Here is a 20958-nt window from a genome sequence, read left to right on the forward strand (position 1 = left end):
GAAACCACATACGTAATATGACGTAGGCGTCGGGGCGAAATGTGCAGCTTTGGACACCCGCATGCCCTTAAGCACCGTATCGATCCATGTTACGACATCTCTGGATCGCCGGAACTACCGGGGCGGGACCACTGAAGGGCAAGCATGGCTGCGCGGCAACGCATCATTCCAGTAAGACGTGAGTATAATCGCTGGGTCGCGAACCAGACCCTGGAAGACTATGCCCTGCGTTTTACCGCCAAGAGCGCGCGGCAATTCTCCTCGCAACGCATATCGCAAACGGCCATCGGCGCCATTTCCTTCCTGGCGCTGGAGGCGATCGGCGGCACGATCACGCTCTCCTACGGCACCACCAACGCCTTCTATGCCATCATCGTCGCCAGCATCGTCATGTTGGCGATCGGATTGCCGATCAGCCGCTATGCCATCCGCCACGGCGTCGACATCGACCTTTTGACGCGCGGCGCGAGCTTCGGCTATATCGGCTCGACCGTCACCTCGCTGATCTACGCCAGCTTCACCTTCATGCTCTTTGCGATCGAAGCATCGATCATGTCCGGGGCGCTGGAACTGACGCTCGGCATACCCGTTTGGATCGGCTATATCATCAGCGCCGTCATGGTGATCCCGCTCGTCACCCACGGCGTCAGCCTTATCAGCCGGTTCCAGCTGCTGACGCAGCCCTTCTGGATCGTTCTCAATATCCTGCCCTTTGTCTTCATCGCCTTTGCCGATTGGGGTAAATTCGATCTCTGGCGCGCCTTTGCCGGCATTCATCATGCAGCGAGCGCCCCGGGCAACGCCGCCCCCTTCGATCTGGTGGAATTCGGCGCCGCTTCCGCCGTCATCCTCGCCCTGATGTCACAGATCGGCGAGCAGGCCGACTTCCTGCGCTTCCTGCCGCCGGATGGTCACCGCAAATGGCGCCATCGCCTGGCTGTCTTCCTTGCCGGGCCGGGATGGGTGATTATCGGCGCGCCGAAGCTGCTGGCTGGTTCCTTCCTCGTCGTTCTGACGCTGACCTCGGGCGTGCCGGCCGATCGCGCCGCCGATCCCGCGCAGATGTATCTGACGGCCTTCGGCTATATGATCCCCTGGCACAATGCCGCGCTGCTGCTGATGGCCGCCTTCGTAATGATCTCGCAGCTCAAGATCAATGTCATGAACGCCTATGCCGGCTCGCTTGCGTGGTCGAACTTCTTTTCGCGGCTGACGCACAGCCATCCCGGCCGCGTGATCTGGCTCGTCTTCAATGTCGCCATCGCGCTGCTGCTGATGGAACTCGGCATCTACCGGCTGCTGGAAGAGACGCTCGGCATCTTCTCGATCATCGCCATGGCCTGGCTCTGCACCATCTCCGCCGATCTCTTCATCAACAAGCCGCTGGGGCTGGCCCCGCCCGGCATCGAATTCAAGCGCGCGCATCTCTACGACATCAATCCGGTCGGCCTCGGCGCCATGGCGCTTTCGGCAAGCATCGCCCTGATCGCGCATTTCGGCGCTTTCGGCTCGATCGCGGCGTCGCTTGCGCCCTATATCACCCTGATCGTCGCGCTCATCGCCTCGCCCGCCATCGCGTGGGCGACCGAGGGCAAATATTACCTCGCCCGCAAGCCGCGACAGAGCTGGAAGAACCTGACCACCATCACCTGCTCGGTCTGCGAACACCCGTTCGAGCCCGAGGACATGGCCTGGTGCCCGGCCTATGCCGCGCCGATCTGCTCGCTCTGCTGTTCGCTCGACAGCCGCTGCCACGACATGTGCAAGCCGAAAGCACGGCTCAATACGCAGGTCGCCACGGTCGCAAAGGCCCTGCTGCCGGAAAGCATCGTCGCGAAGCTTGCCACGCGCCTCGGTCGCTACGGCATTGCCGTCGCCGTGGCTCTGACCGCCGTGGGCGCGATCCTGGCAATGATCGCGCATCAGGTGGGCGCCGCATCTCCGGAGACGGCCTCCGTCGTCAACCGCACCATCCTCATCGTCTTCTTCGTCTTTGCCGTCATCGCCGGCGTCGTCTGCTGGTTCTATGTTCTCGCTCATGATAGCCGCGTGGTCGCCGAGGAGGAATCCTCGCGCCAGAACACGCTGCTGCTGAAGGAAATTGCCGCGCACAAGAAAACCGACGCCGCCCTGCAGGGCGCCAAGGAGGCGGCCGAGGCGGCGAACCGCGCCAAGAGCCGCTATGTCGTCGGCCTGAGCCACGAACTGCGCACGCCGCTCAATGCGGTGCTCGGCTATGCGCAGATACTGGAGCGCGACGAGACCATTCCCGCGCCCCGGCAATCCTCGCTCAAGGTCATCCGGCGCAGCGCCGAGCATCTTTCGGGTCTGATCGACGGGCTGCTGGATATTTCGAAGATCGAGGCCGGCCGCCTGCAGGTCTACTCCAACGAAATCAACATCCACGACTTCCTCGACCAGATCGTCGACATGTTCCGTCCCCAGGCGCAAGCCAAGGGGCTGACCTTCATCCATGAGCGCTCCGCCTCCCTGCCCGACTATGTCCGCACCGACGAAAAGCGGTTGCGCCAGATCCTCGTCAATCTCCTTTCCAACGCCATCAAGTTCACCGATACCGGGACCGTTCGCTTCGAGGTGGCTTACCGCAACCAGGTCGCCACCTTCACCGTTTCCGACACCGGCCGCGGCATCGCCGCCAAGGACATTACCCGTATCTATGAACCCTTCCAGCGCGGCGAGGCCGATAGCGTCAGGCCGATGCCCGGCCTTGGCCTTGGTCTCACCATCACGCAACTGCTCACGAACACGCTAGGCGGCGAGATTTCCGTTGCGAGCGAGAAAGATGTGGGCTCGACCTTCAAGGTGCGCCTGATGTTGTCGGCCGTGATCCGCCCGATGAAACCGCCGGCACAGGAGCAGCGCATTGCCGGCTACGAAGGGCCGCGTCGCACCATCGTCGTCGTCGACGACAATGAAGATCATCGCGAACTGATGCGCGAGATCCTGTCGCCGCTCGATTTCATCGTGCTGACCGCCGCCGGTGGTCCCGACTGCCTGACACTGATCGAAGGCATCAAGCCGGATCTGTTCCTGGTCGATATCTCCATGCCCGGCATGAACGGCTGGCAGCTCGTCTCGCGGCTCAGGGAGAACGGCCAGACGGCGCCGATCCTGATGCTGTCGGCCAATATCGGCGATGCCGCCGCGGCGACCGACAGCGACGATAGCCACAACGACGCCATCTCCAAGCCGATCGACATCCGCCAGCTTCGCGACAAGCTTGCGCTTCATCTCGGCCTGAAGTGGACCTACGCCGATGCCTCCGCACCGCTAGCACCGAAATCGCCGCCACCCTTGAAGAGCCCGGGGATTGAGCATGTGCGCGAATTGGCGCGGCTCGGCGAGATAGGCTATATCAGGGGCATAGAGGCAAAGCTTGCCGATCTTGCCAAGCTGGATGAAAATCAGCCCTTCACCGCCGCTATGCGCGCTCATGTTCAGGCCTTCGATCTCGGCGGCTTCCTGAATGCGCTGCACGCCTTCGACACTGAAAAGGTAGATCAGATTGGCTGAGACCACCCTTCCCCGCGACATAGTCTTGCTGGTGGACGATTCGCCCGAGGCGCTCGGCTTCCTGACGGATGCGCTCGAGCAATCCGGCTTCTCCGTGCTGATCGCCACCTCCGGATCGGCGGCGCTGAACATCGTCGAGCGCATCACGCCCGATCTTATCCTGCTCGATGCCGTCATGCCGGCGATGGATGGTTTTGAGACCTGCCGCCGGCTGAAGGCCAATGCGGGCATCGCGCAGATTCCCGTCGTCTTCATGACCGGGCTGACCGAAACCGAGCATGTGGTGCACGCGCTGGAATCCGGCGGCGTCGATTATCTGACGAAGCCGATCAATGTCGACGAGCTGCGCGCCCGCATCCGCGTCCACCTGCGCAATGCCCGCTCCGCCCAGAGCGCCCGGGTGGCGCTCGATGCCGCTGGCCGCCATCTCCTGGCGGTCAAGGGCAACGGCGCCATCCATTGGTCGACGCCGCAGGCAACCCGCCTCATCAACGCCGCGACCGGCAGCGACGACGGCCTCGATCTCGCGTCGAAACACATTGCCGCCTTCATGCTGGAACGGGAGCGGCTTGGGCTGGCGCGCGACAATCTTCTTTCGATCAGCAATGGCGGACAGGCGGCGTTGCAATTTACCTTCCTCGGCGCCATCGGCCCCGACGAATATCTTTTTCGCCTGACGGCCACCAATCAGCGCGCCGATGATGATATCCTGCGCCAGCATTTCTCTTTGACACAACGCGAATCCGAGGTGCTGCTATGGCTCGCCAAGGGCAAATCGAACCGCGACATCGGCGAAATCCTCGGGCTATCAGCCCGTACGGTGAACAAGCATCTGGAGCAGATCTACGTGAAGCTGGGTGTCGAGAACCGGGCATCCGCCGCCGTGAAAGCAGCGCATGCGCTGCATGAAGTGTAAGGGCAGTCAGGCCTTCTCCCTGCTTGCGGCGAGAAGACGGTATTAAATCACACGATCCGGTGGCTCGCGCCCGGCAAAGAAGGCGGTGATATTGTCCACCACCTTCATGCCCATCGCGGTGCGTGTCTCTTCCGTGGCGCTGCCGAGATGCGGCAGAAGCACGACATTGTCCATCGTCCGCAAGCGCTCGGGAACATGCGGCTCGGCCTCATAGACGTCGAGGCCGGCGCCGCGGATCCTCCCCTGCTCCAGTGCTGAAATCAACGCCGCCTCGTCGACGACATCTCCCCTTGCCGTATTGATCAGGAAGGCGCCGGGTTTCATGGCTGCGAAGCGGGCCGCATTCATCAGGTGGCGGTTTTCGGCGCCGCCTGGGCAATGCAGGGAGACGAAGTCCGAGACTTCGAGAACATCCTCCACCCTCTGCAATTGCACCGCGCCATAGCGCGCGGCTTCCATCGGATCGATGGCGGAGCGATTATGGAAGACGACTTCCATGCCGAAGCCGAAATGACAGCGTTGCGCAAACGCCCTGCCGATGCGGCCGAAGCCGATGATGCCGACTGTCTTGCCGGTGACTTTGGTGCCGACCAGATGCGTCGGCCGCCAGCCGGTCCATGCCCCGGCCCTGAGCTCGCGCTCACCTTCCCCGCCGCGCCGGGCAACGGAAAGCAGGAGCAGCATGGCGATATCGGCGGTGCAGTCCGTCAGGACACCAGGCGTGTTGGTGACGACCACGCCCTTTTCCTTGGCGACGGCGATATCGATGTGATTGAAGCCGACACCGAAATTGCCAAGAATCCTCGTCCGGATCGCCTGACCTTCGAAGAGCGCGGCCGGAAGCTTGTCGGATACGGTCGGGAGAACCGCATCATAGGCCAGCAGCGCCTCGCGCAACTGCGCCAAATCGAGCGCGACGTCATCCTTGTTCAGCGTGACATCGAAACGCTCCGAAAGCACCGCCTCGACCGCGGCCGGCCAGCGCCGGGTAACGAGAATACGGGGTTTGCTCATGCTGCCTTCCTCCTGCCGATACAAGGGCAGATTTAAAGCAGCTCCTGCGCGAAGGGAACGACGAACCGACTTTGCGGCCATGAAAACGGCAGAGAAAAGCCCGGCCAACAGGCCGGGCTCCTCAGATCATCAGCAATGCCTGAAAGGGCAATGCAAAGACTACTTAGAGATTTCGTCGTAGTTATACTTGCCGTCGGAACCCTTGGCCCACTTGTACATGACGTAGTCCGGACGGGTGATATCGCCCTTGGCGTTGAAGCCGAGATCGCCGATGGCGGTCTTGAACGGACCCTTTGCCTTCAGAGCGTCGGCCACAGCCATCGGATCGTTGGAACCGGCAGCCTTGGCGGCGGCAGCGATAACCTGCAGGGCCGAGTAGGAGTAGAGCGTGTAGCCTTCCGGCTCGTAGCCGGCAGCGCGGAACTTGGCGACGAGATCGGCGGAAGCCTTGTTCTTGCGCGGATCCGGCGCGAAGGTCATCAGCGTGCCGTTAACGGCGTCGCCGGCGATCGAGGCCAGCTCGTTCGAGACGATACCGTCACCGGACATGAAGTGAGCCTTCACGCCCTGGTCGGCCATCTGACGCATGATGAGACCGGCTTCGGTATGCAGACCGCCGTAATAGACGAAGTCGACGCCAGCCTGCTTCATCTTGGCGATGAGGGCGGAGTAGTCCTTGTCGCCAGGGGTGATGCCTTCGTAAAGAACTTCCTTTACGCCATCGGCGTTGAGGTTCTTCTTGGTTTCGTCGGCGAGGCCCTGACCATACGGGGTCTTGTCATGAACGACGGCAACCTTGGCGCCCTTGAAATTGTCGGCGATGTACTTGCCGGCAACCTCGCCCTGCTGGTCGTCGCGACCGCAAGTACGGAAGGTGTTCCACAAGCCGCGTTCAGTGAACTGCGGATTGGTCGAAGCCGGCGTGATCTGCAGGATGCCGTTTTCGGCATAGACTTCCGAAGCCGGGATGGAAACGCCCGAGTTGAAGTGACCGACAACGAACTTCACGCCGTCAGCAACGAACTTGTTGGCGACCGAAACGCCCTGCTTGGCATCGGAAACGTCGTCGCCGAGTTCGACCTTGACCTTTTCCCCGTTGATGCCGCCGGCCGCGTTGATATCGGCAGCAGCCTGCTCTGCACCCTTCTGGAGCTGCGCGCCAAACGCAGCATTCGGGCCCGTCAACGGACCGCCAACGCCAATAATGATGTCGGCCTTGGCAACGCCGCCGAACGCGATCATCGCCGACAAAGCCACCGCCGACAGAAGATACTTCTTCATATTGTTACTCCCAATTTTTGAGCGGGTTCCGTTCGATTTGCCCCTGCGCGATACCCACCAATCATCACGCCGGTAACGCATGTATTTCCGAACTCTGGAAGCATGACCCTGCCGTATGTCATTTGCTTTATTGAGGGGCAGGATGACGCCGATGCTGCATGCAGACTGTGCCTAGTTTAAGCACACTGTCAATTCTTCTTCTTCCAGGAAAAGGCCGAGGTCTTTTCATAGAGCCAGTAATAATTGTTCACCATCTGGTCGGTGCGCCGGTAGCGATATCCCGCCATCGAGAACACGAGCAGGAGAACGACGTCGATGATGTAGATCGTTGAATCGAATACCGGTCCGTTGAACAGCGCATGGTGCAGGAATTGCAATCCCAGGCCGATCAGGAAGCTGTAGATAACGACAAGCGGATAGGAATCCCAATTGGAGGCCACGGCACGACCGGCGCGCCATGCGGTCCAGAACCCAAGAATGACGATAACCACGCGTATGACCATGCGGCCGCCGCTATCGCTGTCGAAGAGAAGTCCCTGCATATCAAATTCTCCGCGGAACGAGACTCAATGATGCCCACCTTCGAGATAGGCGGCGCGCACTTCCGGATTGGCAAGCAACTCCTTGCCCGAACCGGTCATCGTCACCCGGCCGTTGACCATCACATAGGCACGATCGGAAAGCTTCAGCGCCGCAAAGGCATTCTGCTCGACGAGGAACACCGTCAGCCCCTGGGTCTTGTTCAGATCCTTGATGGCTTCAAAGATACCTTTGACGATCAGCGGCGCAAGACCGAGCGACGGCTCATCCAGCAGCAGCAGCTTGGGGCGCGCCATCAGTGCTCGGCCGATCGACAACATTTGCTGCTCGCCGCCCGAAAGCGTGCCGCCGCGCTGCGCCTGGCGCTCCTTGAGGCGCGGGAAGAGCGTGAAGATCTTCTCGACGTCCTCGTTGAAATGTTTGAGCTTGTCGAGGCTCGCGCCCATCTGCAGGTTTTCATGGACCGTCATGCGCGGAAAAATGCGCCGCCCTTCGGGCGACTGGGCGATGCGAAGCCTTGCGATCTCATGCGTCGGCATGCGCGTGATATCGCGGCCATCGAAGGTGACCGAACCGCTGCGTGCCTGCGGGCTGCCGCAGATCGTCATCATCAGCGTCGACTTGCCGGCGCCGTTGGCACCGATCAGGCTGACGATCTCGCCGCTGTTGACTTCGATATCGACGCCGGCAAGCGCGCGGATATTGCCGTAATAGGTCTCGACACCCGCGACTTTCAGAAGTGGTTGCCCCGTCATCAATTTTCGCCCTCTTGGAGGTGCTCGACTTCGGCAATCACCTCTTCCACTTCCTCATCCTCGACGCCCAGATAGGCCGCGATCACCCTTGGATCGTTCTTGACTTCATCCGGCGTACCGTCGGCGATCTTCTGCCCATATTCGAGCACGATGACGTGGTCGGAGATTTCCATGACCACCGACATGTCGTGTTCGATCAGCAGGATCGACGTGCCGATATCCTTGCGGATGCTGCGCAGAAACTCATTGAGAACCAGGGACTCGCGAGGATTGAGACCGGCCGCCGGCTCGTCCAGACAAAGTAGTTCGGGACCGGTGCACATGGCGCGGGCGATTTCCAACCGACGCTGGGCGCCATAGGGAAGATCGCCGGCCGGATCGTCGGCGCGATCGATGAGATCGGCCTTTTCGAGCCAGAAGCGTGCCAGCTCGATCGCATTCTTCGCCTCGGCCCGATAGGGACCGATGCCAAGCAGGCCAAGGATCGTATAGCCTGAGGCCCGCATCAGCTTGTTATGCTGCGCCACCAGCAGGTTTTCGAGCACAGTGAGGCCCGAAAACAGGCGAATATTCTGGAAGGTACGCGCCACCTTGGCTTCGCGCGTGATCCGGAAATCCGGAAGCCGCTCCAGCAGATAGTCCTTACCGCTTTTCTGGTTGAGCGTTATCATGCCCATCGTCGGCTTGTAGAAACCGGTGATGCAGTTGAACACCGTGGTCTTGCCGGCGCCGTTCGGTCCGATCAACGCCGTGATGTCGCCACGCTTCGCCTCGAAGGAGAAGTCGTTGATCGCCATCAGGCCACCGAACCTCATGGACAGGTGATCGACCTTCAGCAGAACGTCGTTGGGGGTTGCGGTCACAGCGTTCATCAGCCGTGGCCCTCCTTGGTGAAGCTGCCGGAGACCGCTTTTCGCTCCTTGAGGAAGGCGGTCGGCTCACGCGTGCCGACAAAGCCGCGCGGCTTGAAGATCATCACGACCACCATGGCGAGGCCGAAGATCAGCATGCGGTAGAGTTCCGGAGTAAAGTCCGGCCCGAAACCGGGGATGATCGTCGTGTCGCCGAAGACAAGACCGGTCTTGAGGAAACTCATGTTGCGCAGCAATTCTGTGCCGCCGACCATGGCGATCGCGGCAATCGCGATGCCCTTGAGCGAGCCCATGCCGCCGAGAACGACCATGGCAAGGATCACGGCGGATTCGAGGAAGACGAAGGATTCCGGCGAGACGAAGCCCTGGCGTGCCGCGAAGAAGGAGCCCGCGAAGCCGCCGAACATGGCGCCAGTGGCAAAAGCGGTCAACTTGGTCGTCACCGTATTGATGCCGAGCGAACGGCAGGCGATTTCGTCCTCGCGTAGCGCTTCCCACGCGCGTCCGATCGGCATGCGGCGCAGCCGGATCGTCACATAGGCGGTCAGCATGCACAGCGCCAGAATAACGTAGAACAGGAAGATCTTGTACCAGGCCGACGAGAACGGCAGGCCGAAGCTGCGGACGAAGTTGTGCGGGTCCTTCAGATCGAAAGTGTAGATCCCGAAGAGCGATGCCTTGGTGATGTTGGAAATCCCGAAGCTGCCCTTCGTCACATCAGTCCAGTTCGTCAGGACGATGCGGATGATCTCACCGAAAGCCAGCGTCACGATCGCCAGATAGTCACCGCGCAGGCGCAGAACCGGGAAGCCGAGGATCATGCCCCAAAGACCGGCAAAGATACCGGAGAGCGGCAGCAGGATCCAGAACGACAAGCCGAAATGCATCGACAACAGCGCGTAGGAATAGGCGCCGACCGCGTAGAAGGCGACATAGCCGAGGTCCAGCAGGCCGGCGAGGCCGACGACGATGTTCAGGCCCCAGGCGAGCATTACGTAGATAAGGATCTGGATACCGAAGTTGTCGACATAGGTCAGCGATCCCTGCGGACCGAAAAGCGCCAGTGCCAGCATCGGATAGATGAGCAGGAAAACCAGCGCCATCTTGTTGAAATTCCTGCCGACGAAGCCCTGCTCGACCACAACAGGCGCGGCCTTGGCCCTTTCAGCCTTCCTTGTTTCCAAAAAGGGCTGCACGAACACCGTCATGACGAAGCGTCCGACCGCCGCGATGGCGACGATGGTGGCCAGCAAGCCCCAGCGCTGGACGATGATCAGCTTGTTGTCGATGTTCTGATCGGTCTTCAGGCCGATATAGAGGACGAACATGCCAAAGGCTATGAGCGCGGTCCAGAAGGCGTCCGTAATCCCTTTCTGGACAAGGCCGGGCGCGGTCTTGCCTGCCACGAAGTTTGAATTTGCCATGACGTTATACCTTTTCGACTTCCGGCCGTCCGAGAATACCCGTCGGCTTGAAGATCAGCACGTAGGCCAGGATGCCATATGTTGCGACATCCTTGTACGCGATGGCGAAATTGCCCGACCAGAACGACTCGATAAGGCCGATCATCAGGCCACCAAGGACTGCGCCCGGCAACGAACCGATGCCGCCGAGGACCGCCGCGGTGAAGGCCTTGACGCCCGGCACGAAACCGTCCGTGAAGTTGGCGACGCCATAATACATCAGATACATCGTGCCGGCGACGGCAGCCAATGCCGCGCCCATGATGAAGGTTACGGAGATGGTGCGGTCGACATTGATACCGAGCAATGCCGCCATCTTGCGATCCTGCTCGGTGGCGCGCTGAGCGCGGCCGAGCGCCGTCTTGTTGACCAGATACCAGAAGGCCGCGAGCAGGACGACGGTGATGACGAAAACCATAATCTGCTTCAGCGACAGCGATACGGCCCCGAAATTATAGACATCGCCCACCAGCGTCGGAATCGGCTTGTTGCGCGGACCTTGAGCGACCTGGATGAAGTTCGACAGCACGATCGACATGCCGATGGCGGTAATCAACGGCGCAAGGCGGAACGAACCGCGCAGCGGTCGGTAGGCGACACGCTCGATCACCCAGTTCCAAAGGCTCGTCATCAGCATGGCAACGATGAGCATCACCAGAAGCAAGACCGCGACCGGCAAGCCGGCGAAGAACGACACGAGAACCAGATAGGTGATAAGAGCGGCAAAGCCGCCAAGCATGAAGACATCGCCATGGGCAAAATTGATCATGCCAACGATGCCGTAAACCATTGTATAGCCAATGGCGATCAGGCCATAGATCGACCCGAGAGTCAGCCCGTTTAGGAGCTGCTGGATAAAATAATCCATATGTCATTTCCCCTGGATGCGGCGTCAGTCCACCACATCTCTTATTACTTTTTTAGGTTCCTTCGCGAAGGCCCGTAGCCACGATTCCATACTGCTTTCGAAGGAAATGTGAAGCCAAAAAGGCGAGAAATTGACAAATTCTTTTCAAATCGCTGTGCGCTGACGCGAATCCGACCAAAAATGACACAAAAGCGGCAGCTTCTGGCTCAAAAATAGCCAAAGCGATCGAGTTAGGAATGTCCGCTGAAAAGCTTTTATCAGCGGCAGACCCGAGATTGGGCCTGCCGTCCTTTACCATGATAACGACTGCTAGGCGCGCATGCGGGCGCCGTCGGCATCGAACAGCGGTTCAGCCTGCAACTTTGCCGGCAGAAGCTCGCCGAGCAATTCGATCGACCACCCCTGGGTCTCGTCGGCGATTTCCTTCGGCACATAGCCGACGGCAACCGAAAGGCCGGAGGCATGGGCATAGCCGCCCGACGTTACCCAGCCGCAGACGGCGCCATTGTGATAGATCGGCTCGTCGCCGATGACGTCGGCATCCCTGGCGGTAAGGATGAAGGTGCGCAGCCGCAACGTGCCCCCCTCCGCCTTCTCCTTGGCGGCGGCGATTTTGCCGATGAAATCCGCTTCCTTGGACAGAGCCACGAACCGGTTGAGGCCAGCTTCAAAGGGTCCGTAGAGCGGCCGATACTCGCGCGCCCAGCTGCCGTAGGATTTGTCGAGACGCAGCGCGTTCAGCGCCCTCAGACCGAAGAGCCGGATATCGAACTCGGCGCCTTCCTGCATCAGGAGATCGAAGATGTAGCGCTGATATTCCGGCTTCATCCAAATCTCATAGCCGAGATCGCCCGTGTAGGAGACCCGGCCGACGATCGCCGGCGCCATGCCGAGATCCACGCGGCGGATCGACATGAAGGGAAATTCTGCGGTGGAGAGATCCTGATGGGTCAGCTTCTGCATGAGCTTGCGGGCATTCGGGCCGGCGATTGAAAGGCCGAGCAGCGAAAGACCGAGGGCTTCGAGCCTGACCGAGCCGTCCTTCGGCAGCAGGCTTTCGAACCAGCGCATATGATAGGCTTCGGCAATACCCGAGCCGATGAGAAGGAAATCCCCTTCCCCCAGCTTTGCCAGCGTGAAATCGCCGATGAGCTTGCCGTCATGCTTCAGCATCGGCGCCAGCGTCATCCGGCCAACGGCCGGAATGCGGCAGGTCAGCAGCTTGTCGAGGAAGGCTTCCGCCCCCGTGCCCTTGACCGAATATTTGGCAAAGCCCGAGGTCTCCATCAGGCCGACGCTCTCGCGCACGGCCTTGGCTTCGGCGGCGACGACATCGAAATCGTTGGAACGGCGCCAGGAGAATTGATCCTCTTCGCCCTTTGGAGCGAACCACAGCGCCTGCTCGAGGCCGTAATAGGCTCCGAAAACACCGCCGGCAGCCTTCAGCTTGTCGTAGATCGGCGTCGTCAATAGAGGACGCGCGGCGGGCAACTCCTCGTTCGGGTAGCGGATGGAGAAGCGGCGGGCATAGTTCTCGCGCACCTTGGCATTGGTATAGGCGAGCGTCGCATAGTCGCCGTAGCGCGAAACGTCCATGGCGAAGACGTCGAAGCCCGGATCGCCGTAGATCATCCAGTTGGCAAGCGCCAATCCGACGCCGCCACCCTGGCTGAAGCCGGCCATGACAGCACAGGCCGACCAATAATTCCTCAGTCCCCGCACCGGACCGACGAGCGGATTGCCGTCCGGCGAGAAGGTGAAGGGTCCGTTGATGATCTTCTTGATGCCGGCATTGTTGAAGGCCGGGAAGTGGCGGAAGCCGACTTCCAGCTCCGGCGTGATGCGCTCGATATCCTCGGCCAGCAGCTCATGGCCGAAATCCCACGGCGTCGTCAGCGGCGACCAGGGACGACACGCCTTCTCATAGGTGCCCATCAGCATGCCCTGTCTCTCCTGGCGCAGATAGATCTCACCATCGAAGTCGACGCAGTGCATCAGCTCCTTGCCCGTCGTCTTGTTGAAGTCGATGACCTCGGGCATGTCCTCGGTGATCAGATACATGTGTTCCATCGCAAGCACCGGAAGCTCCAATCCCACCATGCGGCCGACTTCGCGCGCCCAGAGGCCGGCGGCGTTGACGACATGCTCGGCAATGATCTCGCCCTGGTTGGTGATGACGCGCCAGGAACCGTCCTCGCGCTGCACCAGCTCTTCCACCTTCGTGTGCAGATAGATTTCGCCGCCGTTCTTCTTGGCCGAACGGGCATAGGCATGCGTGGTGCCATAGGGGTCGAGATGGCCTTCGACAGGGTCGTATAGCGCACCGACGAACTGATCGGGATCGAGGAGCGGCATCATCTCATGCGCTTCCTTCGGTGTCAGCAGCGTCGCCTCCAGGCCGTTGTAGCGGCCCTTGGCGAGAATGGATTTCAGCCAGTCGAAGCGCTGCGGCGTGGCGGCCAGCATCAGGCCGGAGGTCAAATGCAGGCCGATGTCCTGGCCTGAATATTCCTCGATCTCCTTGTAGAGCTCGACCGTATATTTTTGCAGCTTGGCAACGTTCGGGTCGCCGTTGATCGTGTGCATGCCACCGGCGGCATGCCAGGTCGATCCGGAGGTCAGCTCGGAGCGCTCGAGCAGCACCACATCCGTCCAGCCGAATTTGGTGAGATGGTAGAGCACCGAACATCCGACGACACCGCCACCGATGACGACGACCTTGGCATGGCTTTTCATCTGGGAATCCCCTGTTTTCGGCACGAAGCCGCCGGGTGTCCTCCCGCGCGACCGGCCGCATTTGAGAGGAAACCTAGAGACTATCCGGTAGGTCAAATAGCCCGAACTGCGAAGCCGATATGTCTGTTTGCGCCATCGCAATTGTTCGGATCGCGCCATCGGCTATCGGCCAGGCAAGCCGGCCGGCAAAGCACTCGACGTCCGTCGTCATGGGGCTTTTCAGTCGGCAAAAGCAGCCGTCAGTGCGAACTCCCGCCCCATCTCCATGATCTCTTCGAACACGCTGCCGGCATAGGAGCGCGGCACGATGATTTCGAAACGGTCGAGACCAGTACGCGCGATATTGGCGCTGACATGGCAGCACAGCATGCTCGACGCCTGGCCCTCGGCGAAGACCTGCGGATGCAGATCGACGGCCACGCATTTGGCGAGAATACGACGCACGCTGGGGCCGGAAATGCTAAGAAGCACGCGACCATCGCTCTGCTCGAAGAAGGACAGCCGCGCCGGATCGAGCGTGAAGAGATCCCGCGCCACACTATCGGCGCCAAGCGTCTCCGATACGACAAGCCATTCCCTCGGTCCGACGTCACGGACGGATACGTCCTTGATCGCCTTCAGGCTCGCCAGAACGCTATCCCGATCCCCCGCCCTGCCGAGCACGGAGAAGATGGCGGGGCGGCGCACGACGGCGAGGTGATTCGGGTTGGCGGCAGCCTCGAAGCCGGAAATATGATCTTCCAGCACATGCCTGTTCTGAAACGCGACGCTCATCGATCCCTCACCCCAAAAGCTTCTTGTTATCAGGATCGACAAAGACCGGACTGCAGACTTCCGCCGGCACTTCCTCGCCGCGCAATCCGTCCCAGACGACCACATGCTCGCCGATGCGCTCCCGGCCCGATTTCAGAAAGGCCAGCGCGATGGAATGGCCAAGGACGGGCGAGAAACAGGCCGAGGAGACGTGACCTTGATCGTTCACGGTCGATGGCCTTGCGCCTTCCTTCAAAAGATGCGCGCCGGCATGGATTTCCTTCGTCGTATCGAGAGGCTTCAGGCCCACGAGCTGCCCACGATCGGCGGCCGTCAGGCCAAAGCGGGTGGAGAGCCTCTTGCCGATGAAATCCGGCTTCTGCGCCGACAACATCCGGCCAAGCCCGACATCATCGGGAGTCGTGCGGCCATCCAGCTCGCTATGGGTCACATGACCCTTCTCGATACGCAGCACGTTGAGGGCCTCGACGCCATAGGCGCAGATGCCGTGTACTTTGCCGGCGTCCATGATCGCGTCGGCGACCGCCTCGCCGTAGCCGGCAGGCACCGCAAGTTCGTAGGCGAGTTCGCCCGAGAAGGAGATACGGAACAAACGCGCCCTCAAGCCACCCTTCAGCATGACTTCGGCGGCGGCGAGAAACGGGAAGAACGCGTCGGAAATATCGTCCTCGACGATCTGCTCCAGCACCAGCCGCGCCTTCGGGCCGGCAATCGCCATCTGTGCCCATTGATCCGAAGAGGAGACGAAACGAACGTCGAGCTGCGGCCAAAGCGTTTGCGCTGAGAATTCCATATGCGTCATCACCTCGCCGGCCATGGCCGTCGTGGTGGTCATGAAGAAATGATCCGGTGTCAGCTTGCTCGTCGTGCCGTCGTCGAAGACCATGCCGTCTTCGCGCAGCATCAAGCCGTAGCGCGCCTTGCCGATCGGCAGCTTCAGGAAGGCGTTGGAATAGAGCCGGTTGAGAAACTCCGCCGCATCCTTGCCGAAAATCTCGATCTTACCGAGCGTCGACACATCGCAAAGCCCGACATTGTTGCGGACGTTCAGCACTTCGCGATCGACGCTGTCACGCCAGCCCTTCTCGCCCGGCCGGGCAAACCATGACGAGCGATACCAGAGACCGGCCTCGACGAAGGTCGCGCCGTTTTTCTTTGCCCAGCCATGCAGCGGCGATTCCCTCACCGGCTGCGCATGCTTGTCGCGTGCCGTGCCTGCCAGCGCGCCAAAGGAGACGGGCGTGTAGAACGGCCTGAATGTCGTCGTGCCGACGGCGGCGGGACTGACGCCGCGCATGCCGGCGATGATGCCGGCGGCATTCACATTGCCGAGCTTGCCCTGGTCCGTCGCCATGCCGCTGGTCGTATAGCGCTTGGCATGCTCCACATGACCGAAGCCCTCGCGCAGCGCGAGGCCGAGATCCTTGGCATGGACATCGTTCTGGAAATCGACGAATGCCTTGTCCTTCGCGCCCGGCACATACCAGATCGCCGCGAAGGACGGATCATACTCACCCTCCACTTCGGGCAGGTCAGCCGCATGAACTGTGCGGCCCAGGCTTTCGACGATCTTCCGCGCCTTGTCCGCGCCATCGGCGAGGCAGCCGGAAACGCTCTCGATACCGGCAGCCGAGCCGGCAATCTCCAGCTCGCCGCCGACGATCGGCGCCATGAACGCCTGCTTCTCGTCCGACCAGACCGGCTTGGCGCCGCGCTGGCAGGCAAGATGGATGATCGGCGACCAGCCGCCCGACATGGCAAGCGCATCGCAGGCAATCAACTCATCCAGGCCGCCGCGATCGGCGATGACGCCGCTGATGCGATACTTGCCCTTGGTTGCGTGCACTGTCGCTCCATGCACGACGCGCACGCCCTGAGGGGCAGCGTCGGCCGATGCGGCGCGCGTATCGAGGATCGCCGAAATCTCGACGCCAGCAGCGGCCAGGTCGGCAGCCGTGCGGTAGCCGGAACCGCCATTGGTGAAAACCGCAACCTTCTGCCCCGCAACCACGCCATAGCGGTTGAGGTAGCTGCGCATGGCGCCAGCGATCATCACGCCCGGACGATCGTTGCCGCCGAACACCAGCGGCCGCTCTTCGGCGCCAGAGGCAAGAATGGCGCGCTTGGCGGCGATGCGCCAGAGACGCTCTACCGGCAGGTCGGGCGATGGCATCGCCACATGCTTCTGCACCTTCTCGACCGCGCCGAAAACATTGCCATCATACCAGCCGAAGACGGTCGTGCGCGGCATCAAGGTCACGTTGTCGAAGCTCTGCAGCTCCTCCAGCACAGCCTGGACGAAGACATCGGCGGAAGCGCCGCCGATCGCCAGCTTTTCGGAAAGCAGCGAGCCGCCGAACCGGAAGCCCTCATCGGCGAGAACGACACGCAAGCCATCACGAGCAGCGGTCAGAGCAGCCATCAGACCCGCAGGCCCGGAACCGATGACCAGCAGGTCGCAATGCGCCCAGGCCTTCTCATAACGGTCCGGATCGGCCTGCATGACCGCCTTGCCGAGGCCGGCGGCGCGCCGGATCACCGGCTCGTAGACCTTCTCCCAAAAGGCCGCGGGCCACATGAATGTCTTGTAGTAAAAGCCGGCTCCAAGGAAAGGCGACAACAGGCTGTTGATCGAGCCCAAATCATATTTCAGCGATGGCCAGCGGTTCTGGCTGACCGCTTCCATGCCTTGATAGAGCTCGGCAACGGTGGCGCGCGTATTCGGCTCGGTGCGGCCATCCTTGCCTGTCGTGACGAGCGCGTTGGGCTCAGCAGACCCCGCCGTCAGGATGCCGCGCGGCCGATGGTATTTGAAGCTGCGTCCGACGAGCAGCTGGTCATTGGCAAGAAGAGCGGCGGCGAGTGTGTCGCCCTCCAGGCCCTTCATTTCCTTGCCGTCGAATTTGAAGGACAGCGGCCGGCTGCGATTGACGAGGCCGCCGGCCGACAGACGATAGGCCGTCATCGCACTGCCTCCTTCGCCTTGTCCTCGGCATCAACAACGGAAAAGACCTCATGGGTGACATTGCTGCGATCGACGACCAGCCAGCGGCGACATCCGGCGCCATGATGCCAATACTCCTCAATCCGGCCGCGCTCATTGTCGCGGATGAAGACATAGCGGTTCCAGTCCTCATCCGGTGCGGTTGGCGCCGGACGGACAACGGAAGCAGCACCACGAATGGAGAATTCTTCCTTGGGTCGCACGCCGCAATGCGGGCAGTTGATCAAGCTTGCCATTGGTTTCGTGCCCTCAATGCAGGTTCGGCTGCGGACCTTTGCCGCTCTCGTCGATCGCGAAGCCGCGCTCGAAGCGGTCAAGGCGCAAAAGGCGGCTGACATCGTGGCTTTCGCCCTTGGCGATCAGATGCGCAAAGCAGAAGCCCGAGGCGGGCGTCGCTTTGAAGCCGCCATAGTTCCAGCCGCAGTTCAGATAAAGATTTTCGATGGGGGTGCGGTCGATGATCGGCGAGCCGTCCATGCTCATGTCCATGACGCCGCCCCAGGCGCGCAGCACCCGCACACGTGACAAGCCGGGGATAAGCGCCACGCCCTCCTCCATCGTATGCTCGACGGTGGCGAGATTGCCGCGCTGCGCATAGGAGCTGTAGTAGTCGATGTCGGCGCCGAAGACCAAGCCGCCCTTGTCCGACTGCGAGATATAGAAGTGTCCCGCGCCGTAGGTGATGACATTGTCGATGACGGGCTTCAACCCCTCTGAAACGAAGGCCTGCAGGACGTGCGTTTCGATCGGCAGCTCCAGATCGGCCATGTTGCCCAGGATCGAGGTATGGCCGGCGGTCGCAAGCGCCAGCTTGTTGCAGCCGATGAAGCCGCGATTGGTCTCGACGCCGGTCACAATACCGTTCTCGCGGCGGATGCCGATCACCTCGCATTGCTGGATGAGATCGACGCCACGGCTGTCGGCGCCGCGCGCATAGCCCCAGGCGACCGCATCGTGCCGCGCCGTGCCGCCGCGCCGCTGCAGCAGGCCGCCAAGGATCGGAAAGCGCGCATGGTCGAAATTCAGGTAAGGCATCATCCGCCGAACCTGCTCGCGATTGAGCAGTTCGGCATCGACGCCATGCATGCGCATGGCATTGCCGCGCCGGGCATAGGCATCGCGCTGGCCGTCGGAATGGAACAGATTGACGATGCCGCGCTGGGAAACCATCGCGTTATAATTAAAGTCCTGCTCCAACCCTTCCCAGAGCTTCATCGAGAATTCGTAGAAAGGCTCGTTGCCGGGCAACAGATAGTTGGAACGGATGATCGTCGTGTTGCGGCCGACATTGCCGGAGCCGATATAGCTCTTTTCCAGCACGGCGACATTGGTAATGCCGAATTCCTTGGCAAGGTAATAGGCCGTCGCCAGCCCATGGCCGCCGCCACCGACGATGATCACGTCATAATGTGGTTTCGGCTCCGGCGTCCGCCACACCGGTTGCCAATGACGATTGCCCGAAAACGCCTGTTTTAAAAGCTGATAAGCCGAATAACGCATGCATTCATCCCGATCACGACCCGGCCGCACATTCGCACATGCAATAAAAACGACAAGTCCCGAAAGGACGAAAAAGCTTCGCAAACAGAACAAGATCTTTTCCGATTGCGCAGGAGCGGCCAGGGCCTGCCTTCGGGCGAACACGCCGAAGACAGGCCAAAAACCCCGGCGGCAACGATGCTCTGTTGCTAAACCTCCGGTCTGACGTTAAGGCGAAAGAAATCGGGCATCGGAAGTCTATACTCTGCAAACGCGACTCCTTATCTTAATGTCCAGAGACTTGAGGCGCACACGGCGCGGAAAGACGAACAGGCAGATGCTTGCAACATTCGAAAAGGCGGCGCTCGAGGCGGGACAGGCCATATTGGATGTCTATCGCGCCGGCTACGCCGTTGCCCTAAAGCAGGACATGAGCCCCGTCACCCTCGCTGACGAGCGGGCCGAACATATCATTCTCAGGCATCTCGAACGCGATTTCCCGCATATCCCGGCCATTGCCGAGGAACAGGTCTCCGCCGGCAATATCCCGGACGTTCGCGGCCACGCCTTCTTTCTCGTCGATCCGCTCGACGGCACCCGCGAATTCATCGAGCATCGCGACGAATTCACCGTCAACATCGCCTATATCGAGAACGGCATTCCCGTGACCGGCATCGTCTACGCACCGGCACTCGGCATAGCTTTTACCGGCGAACCCGGCAGGGCGCGCAAGCTGATCGTCGACGAGCACTTTGCCGTCTCCGACCGCTTGACCATCGCCGTACGCGAGCGCCCTGCCAAGCTGACCGCGCTCGCAAGCCGCTGCAACAGCAACGCCACAACCGAGGATTTTCTCACCGACAATGCGGTTTCCGCCTGCACGTCGATCGGCTCTTCCTTGAAATTCTGCCTCCTCGCCGAAGGGAAAGCCGATGTCTATCCCCGCTTCGGCCGCACCATGGAATGGGATACGGCCGCGGGAGATGCAGTCCTGCGCGCCGCCGGTGGCACGACCGTAACAGTCGAAGGCAGCCTTCTGACCTATGGCAAGACCGATCAGAGCGAGGATTGCGACTTCGCCAACCCGCATTTCATCTGCTGGGGCGGACAGAAGCACGGCGTCTCCGCATAAGTCTATTTTTGCAAGTAAAAAACAATTCTTGCGCCTGCTCCTGAACCTCAGAACAGCCGGCCGGACATCGCGATTACGGTCTAAAAACGTAAGTTTTCACTGACGAAAAATCATAGGATGAAAGCGAATTACCCTTAAATAACAGGGGCTTTCTGGCATTTTTCTCAGGTGGAACACACGCAAATCAGCGGCTCGTCACATTCATTAAAATTATTAGCAAAGTCTTACCACGCGCTTAGGCAATTTTTAAATGTGGCAAGATAGAGTGACACACGTGGTCTTGAGTGTGTGTAGAGAGTCCAATGACCGAAATGATACGTCCCCGAGTGAAGTATGTCATCGGCCCCGATGGCAGCCCGCTGACGATAGCAGACCTTCCGCCGCCGAATACGCGCCGCTGGGTCATTCGTCGTAAGGCAGAGGTTGTCGCCGCCGTGCGTGGTGGTTTGCTCAGCTTGGAAGAAGCCTGCGAACGTTATACGTTGACTGTCGAAGAGTTCCTCTCCTGGCAGGCGTCCATCAATACCCATGGTCTCGCCGGCCTCCGGACGACCCGTATACAGCAGTATCGCCACTGACGGCGACAGCAC

General features: G+C 60.7%; 17 protein-coding genes. 4 read left to right on the plus strand and 13 right to left on the minus strand.

All coding sequences use genetic code 11. The annotated features are described in order from the left end of the window. Positions 1 to 144 precede the first annotated feature (144 nt). Positions 145 to 3534 (plus strand): ATP-binding protein, encoded by a 3390-nt coding sequence (locus CCGE531_RS14395; protein ID WP_120664779.1) that lies wholly within the window; start codon positions 145 to 147, stop codon positions 3532 to 3534. Further along, positions 3527 to 4450: a response regulator gene (locus CCGE531_RS14400; RefSeq protein WP_120664780.1), complete on the plus strand. Its 924-nt coding sequence runs from the start codon at positions 3527 to 3529 to the stop codon at positions 4448 to 4450. Before CCGE531_RS14395 ends, CCGE531_RS14400 begins: the two co-directional genes overlap by 8 nt. A gap of 42 nt (positions 4451 to 4492) precedes the next feature. On the opposite strand, the gene CCGE531_RS14405 is transcribed toward CCGE531_RS14400, so the two are convergent. The 13 genes from CCGE531_RS14405 to CCGE531_RS14460 form a co-directional block, all read right to left on the minus strand. Beyond that, entirely contained in the window at positions 4493 to 5464 is a 972-nt protein-coding gene (locus tag CCGE531_RS14405) for a D-glycerate dehydrogenase (protein WP_120664781.1), read from the minus strand. Between the two features lie 159 nt (positions 5465 to 5623). Further along, positions 5624 to 6745, minus strand: a complete 1122-nt coding sequence (locus CCGE531_RS14410) for a branched-chain amino acid ABC transporter substrate-binding protein (RefSeq protein ID WP_120664782.1) — start codon at positions 6743 to 6745, stop codon at positions 5624 to 5626. 188 nt (positions 6746 to 6933) lie between these two features. Beyond that, positions 6934 to 7287 carry a DUF6867 family protein gene (locus CCGE531_RS14415; RefSeq protein WP_120664783.1) on the minus strand — a complete coding sequence of 118 codons (354 nt, stop codon included), beginning with the start codon at positions 7285 to 7287 and terminating at the stop codon, positions 6934 to 6936. Between the two features lie 24 nt (positions 7288 to 7311). Then, positions 7312 to 8040, minus strand: a complete 729-nt coding sequence (locus CCGE531_RS14420) for an ABC transporter ATP-binding protein (RefSeq protein ID WP_120664784.1) — start codon at positions 8038 to 8040, stop codon at positions 7312 to 7314. Further along, positions 8040 to 8912 (minus strand): ABC transporter ATP-binding protein, encoded by an 873-nt coding sequence (locus CCGE531_RS14425; protein ID WP_120664785.1) that lies wholly within the window; start codon positions 8910 to 8912, stop codon positions 8040 to 8042. Before CCGE531_RS14425 ends, CCGE531_RS14420 begins: the two co-directional genes overlap by 1 nt. Then, the gene (gene livM / locus CCGE531_RS14430; protein WP_120664786.1) at positions 8912 to 10336 is read right to left on the minus strand and encodes a high-affinity branched-chain amino acid ABC transporter permease LivM; all 1425 of its coding nucleotides are present in this window, start codon (positions 10334 to 10336) and stop codon (positions 8912 to 8914) included. The genes CCGE531_RS14425 and livM overlap by 1 nt, the downstream gene beginning before the upstream one ends. A 4-nt stretch (positions 10337 to 10340) precedes the next feature. Continuing rightward, entirely contained in the window at positions 10341 to 11243 is a 903-nt protein-coding gene (locus CCGE531_RS14435; RefSeq protein ID WP_120664787.1) for a branched-chain amino acid ABC transporter permease, read from the minus strand. 52 nt (positions 11244 to 11295) lie between these two features. After that, positions 11296 to 11541 carry a hypothetical protein gene (locus CCGE531_RS34265; RefSeq protein WP_162943906.1) on the minus strand — a complete coding sequence of 82 codons (246 nt, stop codon included), beginning with the start codon at positions 11539 to 11541 and terminating at the stop codon, positions 11296 to 11298. Between the two features lie 11 nt (positions 11542 to 11552). Continuing rightward, positions 11553 to 13979, minus strand: coding sequence for an FAD-dependent oxidoreductase (locus tag CCGE531_RS14440; RefSeq protein WP_120664788.1), 2427 nt, complete (start codon positions 13977 to 13979; stop codon positions 11553 to 11555). A 219-nt stretch (positions 13980 to 14198) separates the two neighbouring features. After that, a complete protein-coding gene (locus tag CCGE531_RS14445) occupies positions 14199 to 14753 on the minus strand; it encodes a sarcosine oxidase subunit gamma family protein (protein ID WP_120664789.1) in 555 nt (184 codons plus the stop codon). Positions 14754 to 14760: 7 nt separating this feature from the next. Further along, a complete protein-coding gene (locus CCGE531_RS14450) occupies positions 14761 to 17718 on the minus strand; it encodes a sarcosine oxidase subunit alpha family protein (RefSeq protein ID WP_120664790.1) in 2958 nt (985 codons plus the stop codon). After that, complete coding sequence (locus CCGE531_RS14455) at positions 17715 to 17993, minus strand: sarcosine oxidase subunit delta (RefSeq protein WP_120664791.1); 279 nt, start codon at positions 17991 to 17993, stop codon at positions 17715 to 17717. The genes CCGE531_RS14450 and CCGE531_RS14455 overlap by 4 nt, the downstream gene beginning before the upstream one ends. 13 nt (positions 17994 to 18006) lie before the next feature. After that, complete coding sequence (locus CCGE531_RS14460; protein ID WP_120664792.1) at positions 18007 to 19257, minus strand: sarcosine oxidase subunit beta family protein; 1251 nt, start codon at positions 19255 to 19257, stop codon at positions 18007 to 18009. A 316-nt stretch (positions 19258 to 19573) separates the two neighbouring features. Between CCGE531_RS14460 and cysQ the strand changes: the two genes are divergently transcribed. Both cysQ and CCGE531_RS14470 read left to right on the plus strand, forming a co-directional pair. Then, the gene (gene cysQ, locus CCGE531_RS14465) at positions 19574 to 20368 is read left to right on the plus strand and encodes a 3'(2'),5'-bisphosphate nucleotidase CysQ (RefSeq protein ID WP_120664793.1); all 795 of its coding nucleotides are present in this window, start codon (positions 19574 to 19576) and stop codon (positions 20366 to 20368) included. A 302-nt stretch (positions 20369 to 20670) separates the two neighbouring features. Beyond that, complete coding sequence (locus CCGE531_RS14470) at positions 20671 to 20946, plus strand: DUF1153 domain-containing protein (RefSeq protein WP_120664794.1); 276 nt, start codon at positions 20671 to 20673, stop codon at positions 20944 to 20946. Positions 20947 to 20958: the final 12 nt, after the last annotated feature.

Origin of the sequence: Rhizobium sp. CCGE531 (assembly GCF_003627795.1) — a bacterium.
In the GTDB taxonomy this organism is placed as follows: domain Bacteria; phylum Pseudomonadota; class Alphaproteobacteria; order Rhizobiales; family Rhizobiaceae; genus Rhizobium.